Genomic DNA, 25,644 nt, shown 5'->3' with positions numbered 1-25,644 from the left:
GAGATCGCAGCGAAACGTTAAATCACACCCTGCCCGATCATCGCATCTGCCACCTTCACGAACCCGGCGATGTTGGCGCCGCGCACGTAGTTGGTCTGTGACGCCTCGCCGCCGTACTCCACGCAGGCATGGTGAATATCCAGCATAATGTGGTGCAGTCGGGCATCCACTTTCTCTGCCTTCCAGCCCATTCTCGCGGCGTTTTGTGCCATTTCCAGGCCGGACGTTGCCACGCCGCCCGCGTTCGCCGCCTTGCCCGGAGCAAACAGCACGCCTGCTTCGAGGAACAGATCGGTCGCTTCAATGGTGGTGGGCATGTTTGCCCCCTCCGCTACCGCCTTCACGCCGTTGCTAATCAGCGTACGGGCGGCGTCCACGTCCAGCTCGTTTTGCGTCGCGCACGGCAGGGCGATATCCACCGGCACGCCCCACGGCTGCTTGCCTTCCAGGTAGGTCAGGCCAAACTCGCGGGCATAGTCCGCCACGCGCCCGTCGCGGCTGGCTTTGATTTCGCACAGGCGCGCCAGTTTTTCTGCCGTAAAGCCGGCTTCATCCACCACCGTACCGCTGGAGTCGGATGCGGTTACCACGCGCGCGCCAAACGCCATCGCTTTCTCAATAGCGTACTGCGCCACGTTGCCGGAGCCGGAGACCGCCACGCGCATCCCCTCGAAGCTCAGGCCGTGACGCTTAAGCATCGCTTCGGTGAAATAGACCAGACCATAACCCGTCGCTTCGGGGCGAATCAGGCTGCCGCCAAACGACAGCCCTTTGCCGGTAAAGACGCAGGCGCTGTTGTTGGAGAGTTTTTTCATCATCCCGGCCATAAAGCCCACTTCACGTCCGCCCACGCCAATATCGCCGGCAGGGACGTCGGTATCTGGCCCAAGGTGACGATAGAGCTCAGTAACCAGCGCCTGACAGAAGCGCATCACTTCGCCTTCGCTTTTGCTTTTTGGATCGAAATCACTCCCGCCTTTGCCACCGCCCATCGGCAGGGTAGTGAGCGCGTTTTTAAAGGTCTGCTCGAAGCCGAGGAATTTCAGAATCGACAGGTTCACCGACGGATGGAAGCGCATCCCGCCCTTAAACGGCCCAATGGCGGAGTTAAACTGCACGCGCCACGCGCGGTTGACCTGCACCTGATTGCGATCGTCCACCCATGCTACGCGGAACTGGATCACGCGCTCCGGCTCCACCAGACGTTCAAGCAGCGCCATCTGGCGGTAGCGCGGGTTTTCTTCAAGGAAGGGCCACAGGGTGGTCATCACTTCACGAACGGCCTGGGCGAACTCGCTTTGGTGCGGGTCGCGCTGCTGAACATGGGCAAGGAAGCTTTCCAGAGAGCGTGTCTGATCCATAGATATAAGAACCTCTTATAATAATTTATGCGCGTGGCGTAGATGTTATGTGTTGTTTTTTTGACTATACCACCCGCACCGCTTTGAGAGGCAAGCAGAAATTTAGGCCGAAAGGGAAATTAATGACGAGGCGCGCGTCATAACCAAAAGCGATGACGAGATAAATTAAAGATCCCGTCGCGATCTACCGTTATAGATATAAACGATGCAAAGGAAAGAAAGTCTATGAACCGTTACGCAATGGCCGCGTTGTGCTTGATGTTTTCCGCCGGGGCGCAGGCTGACCGCTTTCGACCGGATGTTGAGGTGAACGTGCCGCCAGAGGTCTTTAGCGCCGGCGGCCAGCGCGCGCAGCCGTGCAGTCAGTGCTGTATTTATCAGGATCAAAACTATTCAGAAGGGGCGGTGGTCATGGCGGATGGCGTACTGTTGCAGTGCCAGCGCGATGAACGCACCCTCAGTACGAACCCGCTGGTCTGGCGTCGCGTAAAAGAATAAACGCTTCCAGCAGCGGAATATCCGCCGGCGCTAACTCATAGCTGAAAGCGTCTTCTGGCGTGCACCACACCAGCGCCGAGTGGTAGTGCGCCTTTAGCTCGCCGCTAAATTCCGGCACATGCCAGGCGTGGAGGTGGATCAGCCGCTGCGACACTTCCCGTCGGTGGCTTGCCACATACTGCGCGGGCACGGCCTCAATGCCGAGCTCTTCACGCAGTTCGCGGATCAGCGCTTGGGGCTGGGTCTCACCGGCTTCAACCTTGCCGCCGGCAAATTCCCACATTCCTGGCTGATCCGCATGGGCAGGGCGCTGTGCCAGTAAAATCTTGCCCTCTTTTTCAAGGATGGCCGCAACAACATCGAGTGTTTTCAGCATGTTCGTCAATAATTAATAGCGAAAAACGACATATTATCGTGCCCTTTCAAAGAGTCCAGTCATCAGGAGAAACAGGTGAAAGAGACATCCGCCTGGGTTGCCCCCATTGAATCCCTTCCCGTCAGCCTCAAGCCCATTGCCGCGATGCAGAAAAAACACTTCGGTGCGGTGCTTAACCCTACCCGCTGGTGGGGGCGCATGCCGCGTCTTTTCTGGCTGGTGGCGCTGTTTGTTGGCTATCTGGAGCGGCGCCGGGCGCGATTGACGCCGGTGCTGCGTTCGCTGCTGATGACGCGGGTTTCGCAGATCTGCCACTGCGCTTTTTGTATCGATGCCAACAGCCTGCGTCTGGCCGAGCGGAGCGGGGCGCTGGATAAAGTGCAGGCCGTCAGCGACTGGCACCATTCCACCCTGTTTAGCGAAGAGGAGCGCGCGGCGCTGGCCTTTGCGGAGGCGGTCACCGCCACGCCGCCTCGGGTGGATGAAAATATCAAAAGCCAGCTAAAGCGCCACTTTACGGAAGAGACCATCACCGAAATGACGGCCCTGATTGCTTTTCAGAACCTTTCCGCCCGCTTTAATGCCGCACTGGATATTCCGGCGCAGGGGCTGTGCGCCACGTTTAAAGGTAAACCGCATGCTGGATAAACATCTGCACCCCCGGCTGAAGCCCGGACTGAATCAGCTGGCTGCCGCGCTGGATAAACCGTTTATCACGCCTGACGGGTTGACGCTCGCCGGGTTTGCCATCGGCGTGCTGGCGTTACCGTTTCTGGCGCTGGGCTGGTATCCGGCGGCGCTGGTCGCCATTGTGCTGAACCGGCTGCTGGACGGGCTGGACGGCGCGCTGGCGCGTCGCCGTGGCCTGACGGATGCGGGAGGGTTTCTTGATATCGCCCTCGACTTCCTGTTTTATGCCCTGGTGCCGTTTGGCTTCGCGCTGGCCGCACCGGCTGAAAATGCGATTGCCGCCGCCTGGCTGCTGTTCGCGTTTATCGGTACGGGCAGCAGCTTTCTGGCCTTTGCCGCGCTGGCGGGGAAACATGATATCGACAACCCCGGCTACGCGCACAAGTCGTTTTATTATCTCGGAGGGTTAACGGAAGGAACGGAGACCATCGCGCTGTTTGTGCTGTGCTGCCTGTTTCCCGCACACTTCACGCTGTTTGCCTGGGCGTTTGGCGCGTTGTGCTGGCTGACCACCACAACGCGCATCTGGAGCGGTTACGTGACGCTGAAGTCACTGCCCCGCTAGCGTGTACGCTCCGGGCCGCGCGCGCCGGTGGAGACCGGGTTCTGCGGATGACTGCTCCATTCGTACCACCCGCCGTCGTAGACGGCCACGTGCTTCCAGCCCATGGCGCGGGCGTACATGAAGGCTTCAGACGCGCGCCAGCCGGTGCCGCAGTAAAACGCGACGTGCTGCTCCGGCAGGATATTCCACGTCTTCCACATGGCGGCGATGTCATCGGCGCTGCGCATGGTGCCGTCCGGATTGTGGAAATCTTCCATGTGGGTCGCGTCGCTGCCCGCATGGCCCCAGCGCGCGCCGGCAATGTCACCTTTTGGCTTGATATAGCTGTAGCCGCTGGTTTCACCGATAAACTCCGGCCAGGAACGAATGCTCACCAGGGATGCATCCTGACGGTGCAGCATTCCCCGGGCCTGTTCCATATCCACCATCAGCTGGGGTTGACCCGGGATCGGCGCGCCAAAATCAGGGGCTGGCTTCAAGTTCTCAGGCGTTCCGCGCTCAACGGGCAGGCTGGCGTCTGACCATGCCTTCCAGCCGCCGTCCAGAATACGCACATCCTTCACGCCCGCGTAGAGCATGATCTGCGCTACGCGCGCGGCGGCATACACGTCGCGACCGTACAGAATGACGGTGGTATCGTGACGGATCCCGTGCTTCGCCAGCATCGCTTTCAGCTTCTCGTCAGAGACCTTATTCCACAGCGGCTCGCTTTCCACTTCGTTGGTGTCAATGTAGCCCGCGCCGGGAATGTGGCTCAGGAGATAAAGCTTCGGCGCACCCCAGCCAGCCTCAATCACCTTCCAGTCGCCCGCCGGCGCGGCGGTAATCGGTTTACTCTGCTGCAACCGGTGGATCCACTGCGGATAAACCAGCTGTTCGAAATGCGCCAGCCGTTGCAGACGGTCAGCCTGTTGCAGGGCATCGCTCAGGATGGAAACGCGGGTAAGGCCCGCTTTTTCCAGCCGCGTTTTGACGGTCTGGTTGTCGTCATCGTTGCCATAGAGCGCCACCGGCACGTCTGGCGTTAGCCGGTGCTGTTTTGCCCAGCCGCTGAGCTGTTCATCGCTCATTGCCCCAAGCCAGCGGGCAGAGAGATTAAGCGCGGCGGGCTCGTGCCCGGACGTTCCGCTCAGGGTCTGCGGCCAGCCGTTATAGAACGCACTGATACGCGTATCGATTACCGCGCCGTTCTGCGCCTGTAGCTGGGCCAGCGTGAGGGAGTGGGGCATATCAGCCGCCGAGGAGGAAAGTGAGGCGAGGCCGCAGATCAGAGCCAGCGCGGTCAGTTGAGAAACACGTTTCATCGAAAAACCTGACGTCATTAAAAGAGGATGGCATTGTCGTCGCTCCTGAGGCCAAAAACATTGCGTTAGCACATTATTGCCAGCGAGAAATCTCAATCACCTTCCCGCCGGGCGGAATATCTTCCTCATCGTGGGTGACCAGCACCACCGGGATCCTGCGCTGACGAGCGATCTCAAATACCCATGCGCGGAATGAGGCGCGCAGCGCTTTATCCAGACGACTGAACGGCTCGTCGAGCAGCAATGCCTGCGGCTGGGCGAGGAGGGCGCGCAACAGGCTCACCCGGGCGCGCTCGCCGCCGGAAAGGGTAGCCGGATCGCTGGCGTAGTGGTTTGCCAGCCCGGCAGTGTCCAGGGCCTGCTCGACCGCCTCGCGCCGGGCGCGCCCGGCAACGTGTGCCGGCAGCGCCAGCATCAGGTTTTGCCCCACGCTGAAGGCGTCAAACAGCAGGGCATCCTGAAAGAGAATGCCGATCCCGCGCGTTTCCACGGGAAGCAGATCGCAGCGACGATCGTTCAGCCACAGCTCGCCGTGCGCCTTAAAATCAGCGGATAACGCGCCTACCATCCAGGCGAAAAGGGTCGATTTCCCGCTGCCGGATGGCCCCATCAGCGTGACGATTTCGCCCGCCGGGACGCGGAAGTTGACCTCATGAAAGAGCGGCGAAATGGTGAGATTTTTCACGTTCAGCATCAACGTAATCCTTGTCTGTAACGGCCTACGAGGCGGGAGAGCAGCGCGGCAAGGGCAAAGACGCTGCTGGTCAACAGCAGCAGACCCAGCGCCCGGTTAGCCAGAACGGGCACGCTGCCGCCGCTGCTGAGGGCGACGGCCTCCGTCGTCAGGGTGGTGAGACGGCCCGCCCCCAGCCAGAGGGTAGGCATGTACTGAGCCATGCTCACGGAAAAGCCGGCTGCAAAGGCCAGCAGCGCCGGGCGAACCATCAATGGGCATTTTACGCGCCAGAAAATTTTCGCCCGTCGCCAGCCCAGCGTTCTGGCGGTCAGGATCAGACGGGGATCGATCCTGCGCCAGGCCGGTTGCAGCACCAGCAGCATCCACGGGATGACCCAGAGCATATGGCTCCAGAGCACCGCAGCGTACTCGCCGTCAATGCCCAGCCACAGCGCAACGGCATACTGCCCGGACACGAGCGGCAGCGCCGGGAGGGCAAGCGGCAGCCAGATCCACACCGCGCCGCGCGGCGGCCCCCACTCAAGCCAGAGCAGGATGATTGCCAGCGCTATCAGGCTCGACTGCAGTCCCAGCGAAAGGCTGTCGCTGACGGGGCCGACGTCGTCCCGGCGTGCCAGCAACAGCAGAACAAGCGCGCAGAGCACGCCGCACAGCGGCAGTAGCGCGCCCAGCGTACGTGCGGGCAGCACGAAATGCGAAGGACGACGGATCCCGGAGGTGTCCGGCCCGGCGCGTCGCCATGCCGTCCAGAGACCGTAACCTGCGGCCGCCAGCGTGGTCAGCAGCAGGAGTAACACCAGACACAGCAGCGTTCCCTTGGTGTGCTGCTGCGCATCGCCCTGGGTGAGCCACTGCCAGGCCAGTACCGCCAGCGTCGGCGGGTTGCCCGGCCCGAGCACAATGGCCACATCCACCGCGGAAAGCGACCAGGCCAGCACCGCCAGCATCACGGCGCCCAGCGCCGGGGCGATGGCCGGAAGGATGAGCCAGCCGAGCGCCTGCATCCGCCCATAGCCGAAGGTATGCAGCACGATTTTCTGCTGGGCGAGGCGCTTTTCAGGCAGCGCGGCGTAGATCGCCCACAGAACGAACGCACTCTCTTTGACCGCCAGCGTCAGGCCAAGCCCGATACCGTAGCGGTCCAGCTGCGGCGAACAGAATGTACAGAGCCGGTAAAACTGACCGCCTTCCGCAAACAGCAGCAGCGCACTGGTGGCGAAGGCGACGTGCGGCACAGCTAACAGCCACGGCAGGCGGGCGCTCAGGCGCTGCCAGCCTTCACCCGGCCAGAGAAGCGCAAGGAGGCTCAGGGCGATAATCAGCGAACCCAGCGTCGCGATCAGCGCTGACACCAGCGTGGCGGCCAGCGCCTGCGGCAGCTGTGGGTCGGCAAACAGCGCCGCCCAGTTGGCGAAAGAGAACGCCGGAGCCAGCAGCATGCCGCTGGCGGGAAGCAGCGGCAGATAGATCACCGCCATTGCTACCCACACCAGCCCGCTTAGCGGGTTCCGTAGCGGCGAAGCCATTCCTGCTCCAGGGCGTTCACCCAGGCGGCGTGCGGTTCGGGAAGCACATCTGGGGTGTCCGAAGGGGTAAAGGCGCGAAGCTGTTTTGCCGCTGTCGCAGGCAGTTTTTCGCCGTCCAGCACGCTCGGGTCACCCCAGACGGTAGGATCGGCTTTGCGGATCTGCGCCTGGGGTGACAGCAGGAAATTCGCCACCACTTTTGCACCCGCGCTCGCGCTCGCATTTGCCGGGATAGCGACAAAATGCACGTTGCCAATCATGCCCCGGCTAAAGCCGAAGCTGAAGCTGTCGGCAGGCAGTTCACCGCTCGCCACCTTTTGCTGCGCGTGGGCCGGATTGAACGTCAGCGACAGGTTCAGGCTACCGCTGGCCAGCAGCGTATCCATGCGCGCAGGCGAGGGAGGAAAATCGTTCCCTTCACGCCACAGCAGGGGATGCAGCGTATCAAGATAGCGCCACAGCGGCGCGGTAACCTGCGCAAAGGTATTATCCGGCGCCTTTTTCAACGCCTCCGGATGGGTGGTCAACGCCAGCAGTAGCTGCTCAAGAAACGCGGTGCCGGTGAAATCAGGAGGGCGCGGATAGCTCACCTTACCGGGGTGTTGCTGAGCGTAAACCAGCAGCGCGCGGGGATCTGCCGGTGGCGTCGGCATGCTCGATTTCCGGGCAATAAAGGTTAGCTGCGCGCCGCCCCAGGGGGATTCTGCGCCCTCGGTAGGAAGGGCAAAATCTTCGGTCACCGGCTTGCGGGTATCGACATAACGCCAGTTGGGCAGGGTTTGCGCCCAGCCGGTGAGCAGCAGGTTCGCCTCTTTCAGCGTGCGGAAGTTTTCACCGTTTACCCAGAGCAGATCCACCGACCCGTTACGGCTGCGTCCTGCGGCCTGTTCCGTCTGGATCCGCTTCACCGCGTCGGCGGCATCGGCCAGGTGAACGATCTTCAGGTTGATGGCGTAGTGCGTTTTCACTTCGCCGCTCACCCAGTCGAGGTAGCGGTTAACGGCCTCATCGCCGCCCCAGGCGTTAAACCAGACGGTCTGCCCGCTGGCCTGCTGTTGAATGGATTGCCAGCTCTGGGCAGCAAAGACGGGCGTTGCCAGCAGCAGACCCGTCAGAAACGCGCAAAAACGCACCCGGCGCATAATGCCTCACTTTTTAATCGAAGGGGTGTATCGGGAAAACAGCCGGCGCGTAGCCAGCGGTAATAACCCCAGTAGTGTAAAGGCGAACAGCAATCCCGGCGACAGAATATCGCGCAGCGAGGTGAGTTTCCCCAGTTCGCGCCCGGCGTTCAGGTAGATGACGGTGGCAGGCAGCATGGCAAGCTGGCTCACCCACCAGTAGTGACGCACCTTAAGTCGGGTAAGGCCCATCAGCAGATTGACCAGAAAGAATGGAAACAACGGCATCAGGCGCAGGGCAAAAAGGTAGCGCGCGCCATCGCGATCCATCCCCGCATCGATCGTGTTCATTTGTGCAGCAAAGCGTCGTTGCACCCAGTCCCGCAGCAGATAACGGCTGACGAGCATGGCAAGCGTGGCGCCGAGCGTCGAGGCAAATGAGACCAAAAGCGTCGCCTCCCACAGGCTGAAAAGCGCCCCGCCGAGCAGCGTCAGAAGCGCGGCTCCGGGGATCGACAGCGCGGAGACCAGAACGTAAACCGCAAAATAGAGCAGCGCGCTCTGAAGGGGCGCTTGCTCCACACGATTAAGCAACGTTTGATGATGCATTTTTAACGCGTCGAGGGAGAGGACGCCCGGAGGCAGCAAAACAACGATCAAAACAAATGCGCCCAGAAGGGCGCACAGGAGAATGATTTTTTTACTGTTCACTGAGGATTACAGCTTGAATGTTGCCCATACCGGCGCATGGTCGGACGGCTTTTCCATGCTGCGGATATCATAGTCGATACCGGTTTCAATGCAGCGCTCGGCCAGCGGGGCGCTTGCCAGCAGCAGATCGATTCGCAGGCCACGGTTGTCATCGAAGCCTTTCGAGCGGTAGTCAAACCACGAGAAGCGGTCCTGCGTCTGTGGGTTGGCATGACGGAAGGTATCCACCAGCCCCCAGCCGAGCAGGCGCTCCATCCACTCGCGCTCCTCCGGCAGGAAAGAGCATTTGCCGGTGCGCAGCCAGCGCTTGCGGTTCTCTTCGCCGATGCCGATATCCAGATCCGTCGGGCTGATGTTCATGTCGCCCATGATCAGCACCGGATTTTCTTTTTTGAGTTCGGTTGCCAGGTAGTTTTGCAGATCCTGATAAAACTTCGCTTTAGCCGGGAATTTGGTTTCATGATCGCGGCTTTCACCCTGCGGGAAATAGCCGTTGATGACGGTAACGTTGCCGAGTGCGGAAGGAATTTCCGCCATGATGATGCGGCGTTGCGCCTCTTCACCGTCCCCCGGGAAGCCACGACGTACCGAGACCGGCGTATCTTTGGTCAGCAGCGCAACGCCGTAGTGGCCTTTCTGACCGTGGTAAAAGACGTTGTAGCCCAGCTTCGCTACGTCTTCGAGCGGGAACATATCGTCGTGAACTTTTGTCTCCTGCAAGCCGATCACATCTGGCTGATGTTGCTCAACAATTGCTTCAAGCTGGTGAGGGCGGGCACGCAGGCCGTTGATATTAAAAGAGACAAATTTCATAGTCGCTGCCAATGCAAGATGAATAGTGCATGGATGGTAGCAGAATTTACGTCGTCTGTTATCCGCTTCGCCCAATTACTGCGACAGATAATGCCAACGGTGCAATTTTTGCACCATTTCGACGCGTGTTGCCCTCAAACAGGGCGTAAAGAACCGATAAATTTCGCGAGCGATCACAATTCCAGAATTATATTTGGTCTCTGCATACTCTTTCTTGTTTTCATGCGGCAAAGCGCCGCTTGCTGTAAAAATATTCACTATTTATGCAACAACAGTGAATAATTCCATATTGTAACTCGTTGATATTCTGTTAGCTCATCCCGTTTATGCATTTTTATCGCTGGCTGGCACGAACGCTGCAATCTACATTCACAGTGCAAACACTCAATTATTTAACATTTAAACAACCTTTTATTTACCGGATGAGGTCGCTATGTCTCTGTCAGTTACGCGTGAAAATTTCGATGAATGGATGATGCCGGTATACGCTCCGGCGGCTTTTATTCCGGTACGTGGGGAAGGCTCTCGCCTGTGGGATCAGCAGGGCAAAGAGTACATCGACTTTGCGGGTGGGATTGCGGTGAATGCGCTGGGCCACGCAAACCCGGCGCTGCGGCAGGCGCTGAACGACCAGGCGGCAAAATTCTGGCATACCGGTAACGGGTACACCAACGAACCGGCGCTGCGCCTGGCGAAAAAGCTGATCGACGCCACTTTCGCAGAAAAAGTCTTTTTCTGTAACTCCGGTGCGGAAGCGAACGAAGCGGCGCTGAAGCTGGCGCGAAAATATGCGCACGATAAATTCGGCGCGCACAAGAGCGGCATCGTCGCCTTCAAAAATGCCTTCCATGGCCGCACGCTGTTTACCGTCAGTGCGGGCGGTCAGCCCTCGTATTCTCAGGATTTTGCGCCGCTGCCGCCGGATATCCGTCACGCCGCTTATAACGATTTACACGCTGCCAGCGAGCTGATTGACGATAACACCTGTGCGGTGATCGTGGAGCCTATGCAGGGTGAAGGCGGCGTCATGCCCGCTCAGAAAGCGTTCCTGCAAGGGCTGCGCGAGCTGTGCGATCGTCACAACGCGGTGCTTATTTTTGACGAAGTACAGACCGGCGTGGGCCGTACGGGCGAGCTATACGCCTACATGCACTATGGCGTGACGCCGGATGTGCTGTCGACGGCCAAAGCGCTCGGCGGCGGTTTCCCGGTGGGAGCGATACTGACCACCGATACATTTGCCAGCGTGATGACCGTGGGCACCCATGGCACCACATACGGCGGTAACCCGCTGGCAGCCGCTGTTGCCGGGCAGGTGCTGGATATCATCAATACCCCTGAGGTGCTTAACGGCGTGAAGCAGCGTCACCAGTGGTTTGTTGAGCGTCTGACCGCCATCAATAACCAGACCGGGCTGTTCAAAGAGATCCGCGGTCTGGGGCTGTTGATTGGCTGTGAGCTTGCCCCTGAGTTTGCCGGAAAAGCGAAGCTGATTTCACAGGAAGCGGCAAAACAGGGCGTGATGGTGCTGATTGCCGGTGCCAACGTGGTGCGGTTTGCCCCTGCGCTGATCGTCAGCGAGGAAGAGGTCAGAACCGGGTTAGATCGTTTTGCGCTGGCCTGCGAACAGGTGAAATCCGGGGTGTCATCATGATGGTCATCCGTCCCGTTGCGCACGGCGATCTCGCCGGGCTTATGCAGCTTGCCGGTAAGACAGGGGGCGGGCTGACCTCGCTGCCTGCCGATGAAAAAACGCTGTCGGCGCGCATTGAGCGCGCCCTGCAAACCTGGCAGGGGACGTTGCCAAAGAGCGATCAGGGCTATGTGTTCGTGCTGGAAGAGACCGACACGGGGACCGTGGCGGGGATCTGCGCCATCGAAGTGGCCGTCGGGCTTAACGATCCGTGGTACAACTACCGCGTCGGCACGATGGTCCACGCCTCGAAAGAGCTGAACGTTTACAACGCGCTGCCGACGCTCTTTCTCTGTAATGACCATACCGGCGCCAGCGAGCTCTGCACGCTTTTCCTCGATCCGGACTGGCGCAAGGAGGGCAACGGCTATCTGCTCTCCAAATCGCGCTTTATGTTTATGGCCGCCTTTCGCGACCGCTTCAACGAAAAAGTGGTCGCCGAGATGCGCGGCGTGATTGATGAGACGGGCTACTCGCCGTTCTGGGAGAGCCTGGGCGAACGCTTCTTCTCCATGGAGTTCAGCCGGGCGGATTATCTGTGCGGCACCGGTCAGAAGGCGTTTATCGCCGAGCTGATGCCGAAGCATCCTATCTATACCCATTTCTTAACGCCGGAAGCGCAGGCGGTAATTGGTGAAGTCCATCCGCAAACCGCCCCGGCCCGCGCGGTGCTGGAGAAAGAGGGATTTCGCTACCGTAACTACGTCGACATCTTCGACGGCGGCCCGACGCTGGAGTGCGACATTGACCGCGTGCGCGCCATCCGTAAAAGCCGGCTGGTCGAGGTTTCGGAAGGCCAGCCTGCGCCGGGTGAATGGCCAGCCTGCCTGGTCTCGAACGAGAATTACACCAGCTTCCGCGCCATGCTGGTGCGAACCAACCCGGCATGCGAGCGTCTGGTGCTGACGCCTGCGCAGCTGGATGCCCTGAAATGTAACGCCGGCGATACGGTTCGCCTGGTACGACTCTGCCCTGAGGAGAAAACAGCATGACTCTATGGATTAACGGTGACTGGGTAACGGGCGAAGGTGAGGCGCGGATCAAAACCAATCCGGTGGGCCAGGAAGTGCTCTGGAAGGGGAACGACGCCAGCGCCGGGCAGGTTGAACAGGCCTGCCAGGCTGCACGCCGCGCGTTTCCGGCGTGGGCGAAACGGCCGTTTTCCGAGCGTCAGGCGCTGGTTGAGAAATTTGCCGGATTGCTGGAGTCGAACAAGGCCGAACTGACGCGCATCATCGCATCCGAAACCAGCAAACCGCGCTGGGAGGCGACAACCGAAGTCACTGCGATGATCAACAAAATCGGTATATCGGTGAAGGCGTACCACGCCCGCACCGGCGAGCAGCATACCGATATGCCGGACGGCGCCGCCACGCTGCGCCACCGTCCGCACGGCGTGCTGGCGGTGTTCGGCCCGTATAACTTCCCCGGTCATCTGCCGAACGGGCATATCGTACCCGCGCTGCTGGCGGGGAATACCGTCATCTTCAAGCCGAGCGAGCTTACGCCGTTAACCGGCGAGGCGGTGGTGAAGCTGTGGGAGCAGGCCGGGCTGCCGCCGGGCGTGCTGAATCTGGTGCAGGGCGGGCGTGAAACCGGTCAGGCGCTGAGCGCGCTGAGCGACATTGACGGCCTGCTGTTCACCGGCAGTGCCGGAACGGGCTATCAGCTGCATCGCCAGCTGGCGGGGCAGCCGGAAAAAATTCTGGCGCTGGAGATGGGCGGCAATAACCCGCTGATTGTGGAAGATCCGGATGATATTGACGCCGCGGTCCACCTGACCATTCAGTCGGCATTCATTACCGCCGGGCAGCGCTGCACCTGCGCCCGTCGTCTGCTGGTGAAACGCGGCCCGCAGGGCGACGCGTTCCTGAAGCGCCTGGTGGACGTGAGCGCGCGTCTGACCCCCGCGCAGTGGGATGCCGAGCCGCAGCCGTTTATCGGCGGGCTGATTTCCGAGCAGGCCGCGCAGAATGTGCTGAAAGCCTGGCAGGAGCATGTGACGCGCGGGGCGAAAACCCTGCTGGAGCCGAAACAGGTCGCGCCGGGCACCTCGTTACTGACGCCCGGCATTATTGAGATGAGCGCTGTTGACCCTGTGCCGGATGAAGAGGTCTTTGGCCCGCTGCTGTGCGTCTGGCGCTATGACGATTTTGATGCGGCGATCGCGATGGCCAACAACACCCGCTACGGCCTGTCGAGCGGCCTGATATCGCCGCATCGCGAAAAATTCGACCAGCTGCTGCTGGAAGCGCGCGCCGGGATCGTGAACTGGAACAAACCGCTGACCGGCGCGGCGAGCACCGCGCCGTTTGGTGGCGTGGGGGCGTCGGGCAACCATCGCGCCAGCGCCTGGTATGCCGCCGATTACTGCGCATGGCCGATGGCAAGCCTGGAAACCCCGGCGCTGACGCTGCCGGAGTCGTTGAATCCTGGGCTGGATTTTACAGAGGGTGATACCCATGAAAGCGCGTGAGGTTAACTTTGACGGGCTGGTGGGGCTGACGCACCACTATGCCGGGCTGTCGTTCGGCAATGAAGCCTCGACGAAGCACCGCTTCCAGGTCTCGAACCCGAAACTGGCGGCGAAGCAGGGGCTGCTGAAAATGAAAGCGCTGTCCGATGCCGGTTTCCCGCAGGCGGTGATCCCGCCGCAGGAGCGCCCGAACGTGGCCGTGCTGCGCCAGCTGGGCTTCAGCGGCACGGATGAGCAGGTAGTGGAAAAAGCCGGTACGCAAACGCCACAGCTGCTTTCTGCGGCCAGTTCAGCCTCTTCGATGTGGGTGGCGAATGCTGCCACCGTCGCGCCGTCGGCGGATACGCTGGACGGCAAAGTGCATCTGACCGTTGCTAACCTGAACAATAAATTCCACCGCGCCAGCGAAGCGGAGACCACCGGACGCGTGCTGCGCGCCATTTTTAATCATGAGGCGCATTTCGAGGTGCATCAGGCGCTGCCGCAGGTTGCGATGTTTGGCGACGAAGGGGCGGCAAACCACAACCGTCTGGGCGGCGACTATGGCGATCCGGGCTTGCAGCTGTTTATCTACGGACGAGAAGAGGGCGGCCACGCCGCGCCGGTTCGTTATCCGGCGAGACAAACCTTGGCCGCGAGCCAGGCGGTGGCGCGGCTGAACCAGGTGAATCCTTCTCAGGTGATTTTCGCCCAGCAAAATCCGCAGGTGATCGACCAGGGCGTGTTTCATAACGACGTGATTGCCGTTTCGAACCGCCAGGTGCTGTTTTGCCACGAACAGGCGTTTGCCCATCAGGAAAAGCTGCTGGCCACGCTACGTGAACGCGTGCCGGGATTTATGCCGATTCAGGTGCCCACGCAGGCGGTAAGCGTGCAGGATGCCGTCGAAACCTACCTCTTCAACAGCCAGCTGTTGAGCCGGGAAGACGGCAGCATGATGCTGATGCTGCCCCAGGAGTCCCGCAATCATCAGGGTGTCTGGCGCTATCTCAGCGAGCTGGTGCAGGCGGATAACCCGATTGATGAACTCCGCGTATTCGATCTGCGGGAAAGTATGGCCAATGGCGGGGGACCGGCATGCCTGCGCCTTCGCGTGGTACTCACGCCGGAGGAGATGCAGGCGGTAAATCCGGCGGTGATGATGAACGACACCCTGTTCAATACCCTTAACGACTGGGTGGATCGCTACTATCGCGACCGTCTGGTTCAGGCCGATCTGGTTGATCCGCAGCTGCTGCGCGAAGGCCGCGAGGCGCTGGATGCCCTGTCGACCATCCTGCAACTGGGATCGGTTTATCCGTTCCAGCGCTAAGGAGACGATATGGAAAACTTACTGGCGCTGACGCTGGCTGGAAAGACACCGGAGCGGCACGAGGGGGAAGGCCCCTCATTCCACTGGCGATGGCTGGGACCGGGCGTGCTTGAGCTGACGCCGTTGGAGGAATATGACCTGTCGCTGCTGCTCTCCACCGGCATTCACGGAAACGAAACCGCGCCCGTGGAGATTGTCGACCTGTTGCTGCGCGCGCTCTGTCGCAAGGAGATCATGCTGCACTGCCGTCTGCTGGTGGTGCTGGGAAATCCGCCTGCGCTGGCGCAAAACAAACGGTATCTCGTGAGCGACCTCAACCGTATGTTTGGGGGGCGCTGGACGCGATTTCCAGAGAGCGATGAAACGACGCGCGCGCAATGGCTGGAGGAGGTGGTGACGACGTTTTTTGCCGGGGCGGGGGCAACGCGCTGGCACCTCGATCTGCATACGGCCATTCGCGCCTCGTATCACGTGCGTTTTGGCGTTTTACCGCAGCGAAACCAGCCCTGGGATGAAGCGTTTCTGGACTGGCTTGGCGATGCCGGGCTGGAGGCGCTGGTTTTCCACCAGACGCCGGGCGGCACGTTTACCCATTTCACCTGCGAGAGTTTTGGCGCGCTTTCCTGCACCCTGGAGCTGGGAAAAGCGCTGCCGTTCGGGCAAAACGACCTGACCCGTTTTGCTCCTACGCATCAGGCGCTGCGGGCGTTGCTCGCGGGGGTTGCGCCGGAACACGCCCGTGAACACGTCGTGCGCTATCGGGTCGTGCAGCAGATCACGCGCCGCAGCGAGGCTTTCCATCTTCATATGGCGCCCCATACGCTGAATTTTACGCCGTTTCGACAGGGAGTCCTGCTCGCGGAAGATGGTGAGACCCGCTATGCGGTACAGCACGCCACGGAATATGTTTTATTCCCTAATCCGTCGGTCGCATTTGGTTTGCGGGCCGGCTTGATGCTCGAAAAAATGTCCTGATCGTTTCCCCTCGCGTAGACCGGAGGGGAAGTGAAGAATAAATTTCTTAGCGATAAAAGCGCTCTTGTATAGTTTGCGGAATTTTCCTGGAGTATTGCTTTATTATTAAACGGCACTTCGTTATACTTCTCCATAATCTCTTTAAAATCATCCTGTTGAATATTTTTGTTTCATCTCTCCACGCTTTTTCCTTAATTTCTCCATAATTGGCGAAAACGTGTTTTTTATACTTTCATTGTTTTACCGTTGCTCTGACTAATTGACGATAAACCCCGTAAAGTTAATCTCGTCAACACGGCAAAGCGCCGAAGAATAACTGAAAGTAAGGAAAGACATTATGCGTAAATTAACTGCACTGTTTGTTGCCTCTACCCTGGCTCTGGGCGCTACCAGCATGGCGTTCGCCGCAGATACCGCGACCACTACCGCCGCGCCGGCTGAAGGCAAAATGATGATGCATCATAAAGGCAAGCCGGGTATGCATCATGAGATGATGATGTTTAAAGACCTGAACCTGACCGACGCGCAGAAGCAGCAGATCCGCGACATCAGAAAAAGCCAGCGTGACCAGATGAAGCGTCCTCCGCTGGAAGAGCGCCGCGCGATGCATGACATCATCGCCAGCGACAGCTTCGATAAAGCAAAAGCAGAAGCGCAGATCGATAAAATGGCCGAGCAGCATAAAGCGCGCATGCTGGCCCACATGGAAACCCAGAACAAGATTTACAACATTCTGACGCCGGAACAGAAAAAACAGTTTAATGCCAATTTTGAGAAGCGTCTGACAGAACGTGCAGCGCCGGAAGGTAAAATGCCTGCACCAGCCGAATAATCGGCTCACTCTCTTAAGACCGCCGGGCTCCTGTCTACAAAAGCGAAAACGCTGTGGACAGGACCGGCGGTTTTTCTTTTGCCCCATGCCTAAGGTCTGGCCTTACCGCTGCCGATAATACGTCTGTGAAATGCCCTGGCGCACGGTGCGTCCTTCAGGAGTGGTAATGGAATTCTTTGATATCCGTAAAATGCCCGTCAGTCTCTGGCGTAACGGCGCGGGTGAGACGCGTGAGATTTGCTGTTTCCCTCCCGCGACACGGGATTTTTCCTGGCGGGCCAGCATTGCCTCCATCGCCAGTAACGGCGAATTTTCCGCTTTTCCGGGCGTTGACCGGGTGATAACGCTGCTGGAAGGCGGCGAGGTGACGCTGGACGCGGGCAGGGCGTTTTGCCATACCCTGAAGCACCATCAGCCTTACGGATTTGCGGGCGATCTGACGGTAAAAGCGGTGCTCACGGAGGGGCAGATGTCGATGGATTTCAACATTATGACCCGACGGGAGCACTGCCAGGCAAAGGTGCGCGTTGCTACCCGAACGTTCACCACCTTTGCGTCACGCGGTGGGGTGGCGTTCGTGTTAAGCGGGGCCTGGCAACTGGGCGACAAGTTACTGACTGCCGATCAGGGCGCCAGCTGGGAAGCGGGCACCCATACCCTCCGATTACTGGAAACGAAAGGGTCGCTGCTGTTCAGTGAAATTACCTGGCTGCCGGGTCAGTGAGCGCGATGATCTCATATTTTCCGGTTAACAGCGGCTTACAGAGAATTTTATAACCGTCCTGATCGAACCCGGCGGGGGTGCGTAGCAGGGCGGTGGCGTCATCCAGGCTATCGACGGCACCAAGCCAGAGCCAGTTGCGAATGATGTGATAATGCGTCATATCCTCGCGGGTTTCTTTCAACGCCACCGCGCCTTCCCACGGCCAGCAGTTGACGCTGATCGAGGCCAGGCCCGCCATAAACCGGGCGTGATGGTCTTCAACGCTCTCTCTTCCACAGCACGCCCCGGCGCAGCGTTTCAGCGCGGAACGGAAACAGGCGCGACCGCGGGTGGTGGCTTCCAGCCCCAGCAGGCCGTAGCAAAGCTGTAATTCATCAGCCAGGGATTGCAGGGTTTGCAGGGCGGCACGTTTGTTGGCAAACAGGCCGTAAAGATTCGGTTCATGTGAAAAATCCACTTCACGGGCATACACCACCTGCGGTTTTCCCGCGTTGACCTGCAAGGAACACAGCTGGCGGTTGCGGCGCAGGCGTTTGTTAAACAGCGGCTGCTGTTCCTTGATGAGCCTGGCTTCGAGCAGAAGGGCGCCCAGTTCGCCTGCCGTCTCGATCCAGGTGATCCGCCGGGACTGCCTGAGCATCGACGCCTCGTCTGGCGTACGCAGGTGCGACATCACCCGGCTGCGGATATTCACGCTTTTGCCGATATAGAGCGGCATGGTGTCGCTGTCGCCGTGGAAGAAATAGACGCCAGGCTGTTTAGGCAATGCCTCAAGCCAGGGGCGAAGATGCTCGGGATATTCGTAGATAGCCGCCGCTTCAAACTCAAGACGCGGGGCGGATTGACGCCTGCTCACATACTGCTCCATATACTGTTCAGGTATACAGTGTAGCAGGTGTTTGGTGGTTAAAAAAGAGCCGGGTGGCGGCTACGCCTCACCCGGCCTGCAACAGCGCGGAACCGTAGGTCCAGCAAGCGAAGCGCCGCTGGGCAAAAATATTGACTATTTCTTCCAGAAGTCGTCAAACACCGTGATTGGTGGACGGCGCTTGTGCTCGGTTTTCAGATACCAGCCTTCGATAATTTTTGCAGTCCCTTCGTCGAGCGTTTTGCCTTCAAGATAATCATCGATGTTGTCATAGCTCACGCCCAGCGCCGCTTCATCCGGCAGGGAAGGACGATCGTCCTCGAGGTCTGCCGTTGGCGCCTTCTTATAAAGGTGTTCCGGGCAGCCCAGCGCCGCCAGCAGCTGCTTGCCCTGACGCTTGTTCAGGCGGAAGAGCGGGTTGATGTCCGTGCCGCCATCGCCGTATTTGGTGAAGAAGCCGGTAATGGCTTCCGCGGCATGGTCCGTGCCGACGACCACCCCTTTGGTCATGCCTGCGATACTGTACTGGGCCTTCATGCGCTCGCGGGCTTTCTCGTTGCCGCGAACAAAATCGCTCAGTTCAATGCCGGCTTCACGCAGGGCCTGCTCGCTTGCCAGCACCGATCCTTTGATGTTCACGGTAAGCACGCGGTCCGGCTGGATAAAGGCGATAGCATCCTGACAGTCCTGCTCGTCGGCCTGCACGCCATACGGCAGACGTACGGCAATAAATTGCAGCGCGGCGTCACCGGTCTCGTCACGCAGCTCGGAGATGGCCATCTGGCTCAGCTTACCGGCCAGCGTGGAGTCCTGACCGCCGCTGATACCCAGCACCAGCGTCTTCAGGAAAGGGTGTGCAGACAGATAAGCTTTCAAAAAATCAACGCTACGACGGATCTCTTCATTGGCATCAATCGCAGGTTTCGCGCCCAGCGCCTGGATAATTTCTTGTTGCAGAGCCATTACGCCCTCCCTATGCAGAACCAAACAGAATGTACGATCTGTTAAAACTAACCCTTTGTCGGGAAAACGACAAGGATCACAGTTTTGAGTGTACTGTTTTACAGCGATTTCGCAGCTTATCGTTGTTTTATTAGAATTTTCCGAAATTCGTCTGGCGTAACTCGCAAAGTTGAACAATAGTAATTTTTATCCCATGCTTAGTTAACACGCTGATAAACAAGAGGACGGAATATGAACAAGAACGTAGCAGGAATTTTAAGCGCAGCGGCGGTACTGACTATGCTGGCAGGGTGTACAGCTTACGATCGCACTAAAGATCAGTTCACACAGCCAGTGGTTAAAGACGTCAAAAAAGGGATGACGCGTTCCCAGGTTGCGGCCATTGCCGGTAAACCTTCTTCTGAGGTCACCATGATCCACGCGCGTGGTACCTGCCAGACCTATATTCTGGGTCAACGCGATGGTAAGGCAGAGACCTACTTTGTCGCCCTGGATGATACGGGTCACGTGATCAATTCTGGTTACCAGACCTGTGCTGAATACGACACCGACCCGCAGGCACCTAAGGCACAGTAAGCGTACTTGCCCGCGAGCGATTGAAACCGGCCTGAAGGCCGGTTTTTTTATGCATACGTAAATCTTATTTCTTGTCGCGAATTATTTGCCTGAAATGTGAAGGTAGTCAACAAGCCAGGTCAATGAGAGACAATTTTAGTCTGTCCAGAATTATCCCCTCCCTGTACCATTGCGTATACTCACTTCAACAACAAACAATGTTCAGCACACTGCCCGTCAGCCAGGATAGCGAATCGAGTGATAGCGCGACGGCGGACAGACCAATAAGAGGGAAATTATCATGGAAAAGAAACATATCTACCTGTTCTGCTCTGCGGGCATGTCAACTTCGCTGCTGGTTTCCAAAATGCGCGCGCAGGCCGAAAAATATGAAGTCCCTGTGGTGATTGAAGCGTTTCCGGAAACGCTGGCGGGCGAAAAGGGCCAGGCGGCAGACGTTATTTTACTGGGGCCGCAAATCGCTTATATGTTGCCCGAAATTCAACGTCTACTTCCTAATAAGCCGGTCGAAGTGATCGACTCCGGTCTGTACGGCAAGATTGATGGTTTAGGTGTATTAAAAGCTGCTGTTGCGGCGATTAAAAAAGCTGCTAATTAATTTTTTATTTTTCCCGTCAAAGAGTTATTTCACACACAATACGCCGTAACGGTTGTTGCGGCATTTAAGGGTATTTTCCTATGAGTAAAGTCATCGCTTCACTTGAAAAGGTACTCCTTCCTTTTGCTGTTAAAATAGGAAAGCAGCCTCACGTTAATGCCATTAAAAACGGCTTTATTAAATTAATGCCGTTGACGTTAGCCGGGGCAATGTTCGTTTTAATTAACAACGTTTTTCTGAGCTTTGGTGAAGGTTCCTTTTTTTATTCATTAGGAATTAGGTTAGATGCTTCAACTATTGAAACCCTTAATGGTTTAAAAGCCATTGGCGGCAACGTATACAACGGTACGTTGGGTATTATGTCGCTAATGGCGCCTTTCTTTATCGGTATGGCGCTGGCGGAAGAGCGTAAAGTGGATCCGCTGGCGGCGGGCTTACTGTCTATAGCCGCGTTTATGACCGTCACGCCGTACAGCGTGGGCGACGCTTACGCCGTAGGCGCCAACTGGCTGGGTGGGGCAAACATCATTTCCGGTATTATTATCGGGCTGGTGGTGGCCGAAATGTTCACCTTTATTATTCGCCGCAACTGGGTTATCCGCTTGCCGGATAGCGTTCCGGCCTCCGTTTCTCGTTCATTTTCCGCGTTGATTCCGGGCTTTATTATTCTCTCCATTATGGGGATTATTGCCTGGGCGCTCTCTCACTGGGGGACTAACTTCCACCAGATCATTATGGACTCTATCTCAACGCCGTTGGCGTCGATGGGTAGCGTGGTCGGTTGGGCGTATGTCATCTTTACCTCCCTGCTGTGGTTCTTCGGCGTGCATGGTTCACTGGCACTGGCGGCGCTGGACAGCGGTATTATGACCCCGTGGGCACTGGAAAACGTCGCGCTTTACCAGCAGTACGGCTCCGTCGATGCGGCGCTGGCGGCCGGTAAAACCTTCCATGTGTGGGCGAAGCCGATGCTGGACTCCTATATCTTCCTGGGCGGTACCGGGGCGACGCTGGGTCTGATCATCGCGGTCTTTATTGTCTCTCGCCGTGCTGACCATCGTCAGGTTGCGAAGCTGGCCCTGCCGTCAGGCATCTTCCAGATTAACGAGCCGATCCTGTTTGGTCTGCCGATTATCATGAACCCGGTGATGTTCATTCCCTTCATCCTGGTTCAGCCGCTGCTGGCCGCGATTACGCTGACGGCGTACTACCTGGGCATTATCCCGCCGGTGACCAACATTGCACCGTGGACGATGCCGGCCGGTCTGGGCGCGTTCTTCAACACCAACGGTAGCGTGGCCGCCTTCCTGCTGGCGATATTTAACCTCGGGATTGCAACCCTGCTCTACATGCCGTTCGTGGCGATTGCGAACAAAGCCGCAACGGTGATCGATGAAGAAGAGAGCGAAGAGGATATCGCCCTCGCACTGAAATTCTAAAATTGCACGGCGCGGGGCAACCCGCGCCAGCGTAAAGGAGCTGAAGATGTTAGATTTAGACAGTATCGTCGCAGAAGAAACCGCAGAGAACGATCTGGAAGAGGTGGTGATGGGTCTTATCATCAACTCCGGGCAGGCGCGCAGCCTGGCGTATGCGGCGCTTAAGCAGGCTAAGCAGGGCGATTTCGTTGCCGCGAAAACCATGATGGAGCAGTCCCGTACGGCGTTAAACGAAGCGCATCTGGTACAGACGAAGCTCATCGAAAGCGACCAGGGTGAAGGGAAGATGAAGGTGAGCCTGGTGCTGGTACATGCGCAGGATCACCTGATGACCTCCATGCTGGCGCGCGAGCTGGTAGCGGAGCTCATTGAGCTTCACGAGAAGATGCAGTAAGTCAGTTCAGGCAGCAGGAGGTCAGCACGATGGAAATCAAAACCGCACATGAGCAGCAGCTGTTTAACGGCAAGAATTTTCACGTGGTGATATACAACAAGACGGAGAGCGCCAGCGGTCTGCACCAGCACGACTACTACGAGTTCACGATTGTTCTGACCGGCCGCTATTATCAGGAGATCAACGGTAAGCGCGTCCTGCTTGAGCGCGGTGATTTCGTCTTTTTGCCGATGGGATCCTATCACCAGAGCTTTTATGAGTTTGGTGCGACGCGCATTCTGAACGTAGGGGTGAGCAGGCGTTTCTTCGAGAAGCACTATCTGCCGCTGGTCCCGTTCTGCTTTGTGGCGTCACAGGTGTATCGCGTCAAAAATGAGTTTATGACCTGGATTGAAACGGTTATTGCCTCGCTGAATTTCCGCGACAATGAATTTGATGAATTTATTGAAACCGTGACGTTCTACGTGATGAATCGCCTTCGCCATCACCGTGAAGAACAGCAGGTGGTGGATGATATTCCCCAGTGGCTGCGCAGTACCGTGGAGCTGATGCACGACAAAGGGCAGTTCAGCGATAACGCGCTGGAAAACATGGTCGCACTTTCGGGTAAATCGCAGGAATATTTAACGCGTGCCACGCAGCGCTATTACCGTAAAACGCCTGTGCAAATTATTAATGAAATCCGCATTAATTTTGCCAAAAAGCAGCTGGAAATAACGAACTACTCTGTCACCGATATCGCTTACGAATCCGGTTACAGCAGCCCCAGCCTGTTTATTAAAACCTTTAAGAAACTGACTTCATTTACCCCGAACAGTTACCGCAAAAATTTAACGGTAATTAATTAACTTTCGGCGGTTTATCCGCCAGGAATATTGACGTAATGGCTTGCCCAAATAGCGGGAAGAGTACGCTATACCTTGCAGGCGATTAACCTGATACGCTAAGGGAGAAATTATGCAAATGAAATTAAAAGTCGTAACCATTGGTGGCGGCAGCAGCTATACCCCGGAATTACTTGAAGGTTTCCTGAAACGTTATCATGAATTACCGGTCAGCGAATTATGGCTGGTGGATGTTGAAGAGGGTCAGGAGAAGCTGAATATTATTTTTGAGCTGTGCCAACGCATGGTTGAAAAGGCGGGCGTGCCCTTAACCGTGCACAAAACGCTGGATCGCCGCCTGGCGCTGAAAGATGCTGACTTCGTGACCACGCAGCTGCGCGTCGGCCAGCTGAAAGCGCGTGAGCTGGACGAGCGCATTCCGCTGAGCCACGGTTATCTGGGGCAGGAAACCAACGGGGCAGGCGGCCTGTTTAAAGGTCTGCGTACCATTCCGGTTATTTTTGACATCATCAAAGACGTGGAGGAGATCTGCCCGAACGCGTGGGTGATTAACTTTACCAACCCGGCTGGAATGGTCACCGAGGCGGTTTATCGCCACACCGGTTTCAAACGCTTTATCGGCGTCTGCAATATTCCGATTGGCATGAAAATGTTCATCCGCGATGTGCTGGCACTGAACGATAACGACGAACTGTCCATTGATCTGTTCGGCCTGAACCACATGGTCTTTATCAAAGATGTGATCGTGAACGGGCAGTCGCGTTTCGCAGAACTGCTCGACGGCGTCGCCTCTGGCCGTCTGACCGCGGCCTCGGTGAAAAACATCTTCGACCTGCCGTTCAGCGAAGGGCTGATCCGCTCCCTGAACCTGCTGCCGTGCTCGTATCTGCTTTACTACTTCAAGCAGAAAGAGATGCTGGCGATTGAAATGGGCGAATACTACAAAGGCGGCGCGCGTGCTCAGGTTGTGCAGAAAGTTGAGAAGCAGCTGTTTGATTTGTACAAAGATCCGAACCTGAACGTGAAGCCGAAAGAGCTGGAACAGCGCGGCGGGGCATACTATTCGGATGCCGCGTGCGAAGTGATCAACGCCATTTACAATGACAAGCAGGCCGAGCACTATGTGAACGTTCCGCATCATGGGCACATCGACAACATCCCGGCAGACTGGGCCGTTGAGATGACCTGCATCCTTGGACGCGACGGCGCAAAACCGCATCCCCGCATTACCCATTTCGACGATAAAGTGATGGGGCTTATTCACACCATCAAGGGCTTTGAAGTCGCGGCGAGCAATGCGGCCCTGAGCGGCGAGCTGAATGACGTGCTCCTGGCGCTGAACCTCAGCCCGCTGGTGCATTCTGACCGTGACGCTGAAAAACTCGCGAGCGAGATGATCCTGGCGCATGAAAAATGGCTGCCAAACTTTGCTGCAACGGTTGAGAAACTGAAGCTCACACACCGTTAAGAGGAGATGCGATGGAAAACCTGCTGATCGTCAATGCCGATGATTTTGGCCTGTCAAAAGGGCAGAACTACGGCATTATCGAAGCCTGTCGCCGGGGCGTCGTAACCTCTACCACTGCGCTCATCAACGGAGAGGCGGTGGAACATGCGGCGCAGCTAAGCCGTGAGGTGCCCGAACTGGGCGTCGGCATGCACTTTGTGCTGACGCTTGGGCAGCCCCTTTCACCGATGCCGGGGCTGACGCGCGACGGGCAGCTGGGTAAATGGATTTGGGAAATGGCGGAGCAGGACGCTCTGCCGCTCGATGAGATTGCCCGCGAGCTGGATTGCCAGTTTAACCGCTTTGTGGATCTGTTTGGTCGTGAACCCACCCATATTGATAGTCACCATCATGTGCATATGATCCCGGCGATTTTCCCGCTTGTGGCAGAGTTTGCCCAACGTAAAGGCGTGGCGATGCGCCTGGATCGGGAGGTGCGCGGATTACCGGACGTCGCGGTGACGTCAACGGAGGGGTTCAGCAGCGCATTTTACGGCGACGAGATCAGCGAAGCGCTGTTCCTTAAGGTGCTGGATGATTCCGCCGTGCGGTCGCTGGAGATCATGGCGCATCCCGCCTTTATCGATAACACCGTGCGTAAGAGCGCCTACTGCTGGCCGCGTCTGGCGGAGCTGGACGTGCTGACGTCGGCGTCGCTGAAGTATGCGATTGCCGAGCGCGGGTATCGTCTGGGGACGTTCAGGGATCTTTGAGGTAAAGCCCGGTGGCGGCTTCGCCTTACCGGGCCTACAAAAGCAATCGAAATGTAGGCCGGGTAAG

26 protein-coding genes and 1 pseudogene are annotated in these 25,644 nt (G+C 57.8%); 17 read left to right on the top strand and 10 right to left on the bottom strand.

Features of this window, described 5'->3' with window-relative positions:
- Positions 1–17: 17 nt before the first annotated feature.
- Positions 18–1,361 carry an NADP-specific glutamate dehydrogenase gene (gdhA, locus tag N5C09_RS07585; protein WP_279748775.1) on the bottom strand — a complete coding sequence of 448 codons (1,344 nt, stop codon included), beginning with the start codon at positions 1,359–1,361 and terminating at the stop codon, positions 18–20.
- Between the two features lie 225 nt (positions 1,362–1,586).
- Between gdhA and N5C09_RS07580 the strand changes: the two genes are divergently transcribed.
- On the top strand, positions 1,587–1,859 hold the full coding sequence (locus tag N5C09_RS07580; protein ID WP_279748773.1) for a YnjH family protein: 273 nt from the start codon (positions 1,587–1,589) through the stop codon (positions 1,857–1,859).
- Here the strand turns inward: N5C09_RS07580 and N5C09_RS07575 are convergent.
- On the bottom strand, positions 1,819–2,235 hold the full coding sequence (locus tag N5C09_RS07575; RefSeq protein WP_063449009.1) for a pyrimidine (deoxy)nucleoside triphosphate diphosphatase: 417 nt from the start codon (positions 2,233–2,235) through the stop codon (positions 1,819–1,821). The two genes, N5C09_RS07580 and N5C09_RS07575, sit on opposite strands and share 41 nt — an antisense overlap.
- A gap of 75 nt (positions 2,236–2,310) precedes the next feature.
- Here N5C09_RS07575 and N5C09_RS07570 point away from each other — a divergent pair, with 75 nt between their 5' ends.
- Both N5C09_RS07570 and N5C09_RS07565 read left to right on the top strand, forming a co-directional pair.
- Positions 2,311–2,883: a carboxymuconolactone decarboxylase family protein gene (locus N5C09_RS07570; RefSeq protein ID WP_063866442.1), complete on the top strand. Its 573-nt coding sequence runs from the start codon at positions 2,311–2,313 to the stop codon at positions 2,881–2,883.
- Positions 2,873–3,490, top strand: a complete 618-nt coding sequence (locus N5C09_RS07565; RefSeq protein ID WP_063866443.1) for a CDP-alcohol phosphatidyltransferase family protein — start codon at positions 2,873–2,875, stop codon at positions 3,488–3,490. The genes N5C09_RS07570 and N5C09_RS07565 overlap by 11 nt, the downstream gene beginning before the upstream one ends.
- On the opposite strand, the gene N5C09_RS07560 is transcribed toward N5C09_RS07565, so the two are convergent.
- The 6 genes from N5C09_RS07560 to xthA form a co-directional block, all read right to left on the bottom strand.
- Positions 3,487–4,794 (bottom strand): sulfurtransferase, encoded by a 1,308-nt coding sequence (locus N5C09_RS07560; RefSeq protein ID WP_279748772.1) that lies wholly within the window; start codon positions 4,792–4,794, stop codon positions 3,487–3,489. The two genes, N5C09_RS07565 and N5C09_RS07560, sit on opposite strands and share 4 nt — an antisense overlap.
- 73 nt (positions 4,795–4,867) lie before the next feature.
- Positions 4,868–5,488 carry an ATP-binding cassette domain-containing protein gene (locus tag N5C09_RS07555; RefSeq protein WP_112792868.1) on the bottom strand — a complete coding sequence of 207 codons (621 nt, stop codon included), beginning with the start codon at positions 5,486–5,488 and terminating at the stop codon, positions 4,868–4,870.
- The gene (locus N5C09_RS07550; protein ID WP_279748771.1) at positions 5,488–7,017 is read right to left on the bottom strand and encodes an ABC transporter permease subunit; all 1,530 of its coding nucleotides are present in this window, start codon (positions 7,015–7,017) and stop codon (positions 5,488–5,490) included. Before N5C09_RS07550 ends, N5C09_RS07555 begins: the two co-directional genes overlap by 1 nt.
- A complete protein-coding gene (locus N5C09_RS07545; protein WP_279748872.1) occupies positions 6,990–8,150 on the bottom strand; it encodes an ABC transporter substrate-binding protein in 1,161 nt (386 codons plus the stop codon). Before N5C09_RS07545 ends, N5C09_RS07550 begins: the two co-directional genes overlap by 28 nt.
- Positions 8,151–8,165: 15 nt before the next feature.
- Positions 8,166–8,849, bottom strand: coding sequence for a TVP38/TMEM64 family protein (locus N5C09_RS07540; RefSeq protein ID WP_279748770.1), 684 nt, complete (start codon positions 8,847–8,849; stop codon positions 8,166–8,168).
- Positions 8,850–8,855: 6 nt separating this feature from the next.
- Positions 8,856–9,662, bottom strand: a complete 807-nt coding sequence (xthA, locus tag N5C09_RS07535; protein ID WP_063866447.1) for an exodeoxyribonuclease III — start codon at positions 9,660–9,662, stop codon at positions 8,856–8,858.
- A 433-nt stretch (positions 9,663–10,095) separates the two neighbouring features.
- Here xthA and N5C09_RS07530 point away from each other — a divergent pair, with 433 nt between their 5' ends.
- The 7 genes from N5C09_RS07530 (at position 10,096) to ves (ending at position 17,674) form a co-directional block, all read left to right on the top strand.
- Positions 10,096–11,316 carry an aspartate aminotransferase family protein gene (locus N5C09_RS07530; protein WP_063866448.1) on the top strand — a complete coding sequence of 407 codons (1,221 nt, stop codon included), beginning with the start codon at positions 10,096–10,098 and terminating at the stop codon, positions 11,314–11,316.
- Positions 11,313–12,347, top strand: coding sequence for an arginine N-succinyltransferase (astA, locus tag N5C09_RS07525; RefSeq protein ID WP_279748768.1), 1,035 nt, complete (start codon positions 11,313–11,315; stop codon positions 12,345–12,347). Before N5C09_RS07530 ends, astA begins: the two co-directional genes overlap by 4 nt.
- Positions 12,344–13,831, top strand: a complete 1,488-nt coding sequence (gene astD, locus N5C09_RS07520; protein WP_279748767.1) for a succinylglutamate-semialdehyde dehydrogenase — start codon at positions 12,344–12,346, stop codon at positions 13,829–13,831. The genes astA and astD overlap by 4 nt, the downstream gene beginning before the upstream one ends.
- Positions 13,818–15,143, top strand: a complete 1,326-nt coding sequence (gene astB, locus N5C09_RS07515) for an N-succinylarginine dihydrolase (protein ID WP_279748765.1) — start codon at positions 13,818–13,820, stop codon at positions 15,141–15,143. Before astD ends, astB begins: the two co-directional genes overlap by 14 nt.
- Before the next feature lie 9 nt (positions 15,144–15,152).
- Entirely contained in the window at positions 15,153–16,118 is a 966-nt protein-coding gene (astE, locus tag N5C09_RS07510; RefSeq protein ID WP_279748763.1) for a succinylglutamate desuccinylase, read from the top strand.
- Positions 16,119–16,455: 337 nt separating this feature from the next.
- Positions 16,456–16,950 (top strand): ATP-independent periplasmic protein-refolding chaperone Spy, encoded by a 495-nt coding sequence (gene spy, locus N5C09_RS07505; protein ID WP_022647814.1) that lies wholly within the window; start codon positions 16,456–16,458, stop codon positions 16,948–16,950.
- A gap of 166 nt (positions 16,951–17,116) precedes the next feature.
- Entirely contained in the window at positions 17,117–17,674 is a 558-nt protein-coding gene (gene ves / locus N5C09_RS07500) for an environmental stress-induced protein Ves (RefSeq protein WP_063866454.1), read from the top strand.
- Here ves and cho read toward each other — a convergent pair.
- Positions 17,652–18,530, bottom strand: coding sequence for an excinuclease Cho (gene cho, locus N5C09_RS07495; protein WP_197711252.1), 879 nt, complete (start codon positions 18,528–18,530; stop codon positions 17,652–17,654). The two genes, ves and cho, sit on opposite strands and share 23 nt — an antisense overlap.
- A gap of 147 nt (positions 18,531–18,677) precedes the next feature.
- On the bottom strand, positions 18,678–19,505 hold the full coding sequence (nadE, locus tag N5C09_RS07490) for an ammonia-dependent NAD(+) synthetase (RefSeq protein WP_063448995.1): 828 nt from the start codon (positions 19,503–19,505) through the stop codon (positions 18,678–18,680).
- Positions 19,506–19,736: 231 nt separating this feature from the next.
- Here nadE and osmE point away from each other — a divergent pair, with 231 nt between their 5' ends.
- The 7 genes and pseudogenes from osmE to chbG all read left to right on the top strand — a co-directional run bounded on the left by osmE (position 19,737) and on the right by chbG (position 25,577).
- On the top strand, positions 19,737–20,081 hold the full coding sequence (gene osmE / locus N5C09_RS07485; RefSeq protein WP_003857836.1) for an osmotically-inducible lipoprotein OsmE: 345 nt from the start codon (positions 19,737–19,739) through the stop codon (positions 20,079–20,081).
- Between the two features lie 274 nt (positions 20,082–20,355).
- Positions 20,356–20,679, top strand: coding sequence for a PTS N,N'-diacetylchitobiose transporter subunit IIB (gene chbB / locus N5C09_RS07480; protein ID WP_258004020.1), 324 nt, complete (start codon positions 20,356–20,358; stop codon positions 20,677–20,679).
- Positions 20,680–20,759: 80 nt separating this feature from the next.
- On the top strand, positions 20,760–22,118 hold the full coding sequence (gene chbC / locus N5C09_RS07475; protein ID WP_017384664.1) for a PTS N,N'-diacetylchitobiose transporter subunit IIC: 1,359 nt from the start codon (positions 20,760–20,762) through the stop codon (positions 22,116–22,118).
- A gap of 46 nt (positions 22,119–22,164) precedes the next feature.
- Positions 22,165–22,512: a PTS N,N'-diacetylchitobiose transporter subunit IIA gene (chbA, locus tag N5C09_RS07470; RefSeq protein WP_063448992.1), complete on the top strand. Its 348-nt coding sequence runs from the start codon at positions 22,165–22,167 to the stop codon at positions 22,510–22,512.
- Between the two features lie 17 nt (positions 22,513–22,529).
- Positions 22,530–23,360, top strand: a pseudogene (gene chbR, locus N5C09_RS07465) (transcriptional regulator ChbR); the annotation flags it as partial.
- A gap of 109 nt (positions 23,361–23,469) precedes the next feature.
- A complete protein-coding gene (locus N5C09_RS07460; protein ID WP_279748762.1) occupies positions 23,470–24,825 on the top strand; it encodes a 6-phospho-beta-glucosidase in 1,356 nt (451 codons plus the stop codon).
- 11 nt (positions 24,826–24,836) lie between these two features.
- Complete coding sequence (chbG, locus tag N5C09_RS07455) at positions 24,837–25,577, top strand: chitin disaccharide deacetylase (RefSeq protein ID WP_279748761.1); 741 nt, start codon at positions 24,837–24,839, stop codon at positions 25,575–25,577.
- Positions 25,578–25,644: the final 67 nt, after the last annotated feature.

The organism is Enterobacter sp. GD03975 (genome assembly GCF_029838645.1).
In the GTDB taxonomy this organism is placed as follows: domain Bacteria; phylum Pseudomonadota; class Gammaproteobacteria; order Enterobacterales; family Enterobacteriaceae; genus Enterobacter; species Enterobacter quasihormaechei.
The sequence above is the reverse complement of the archived record's forward strand: the minus strand, read 5'-3'. Positions and strand labels throughout refer to the sequence as shown.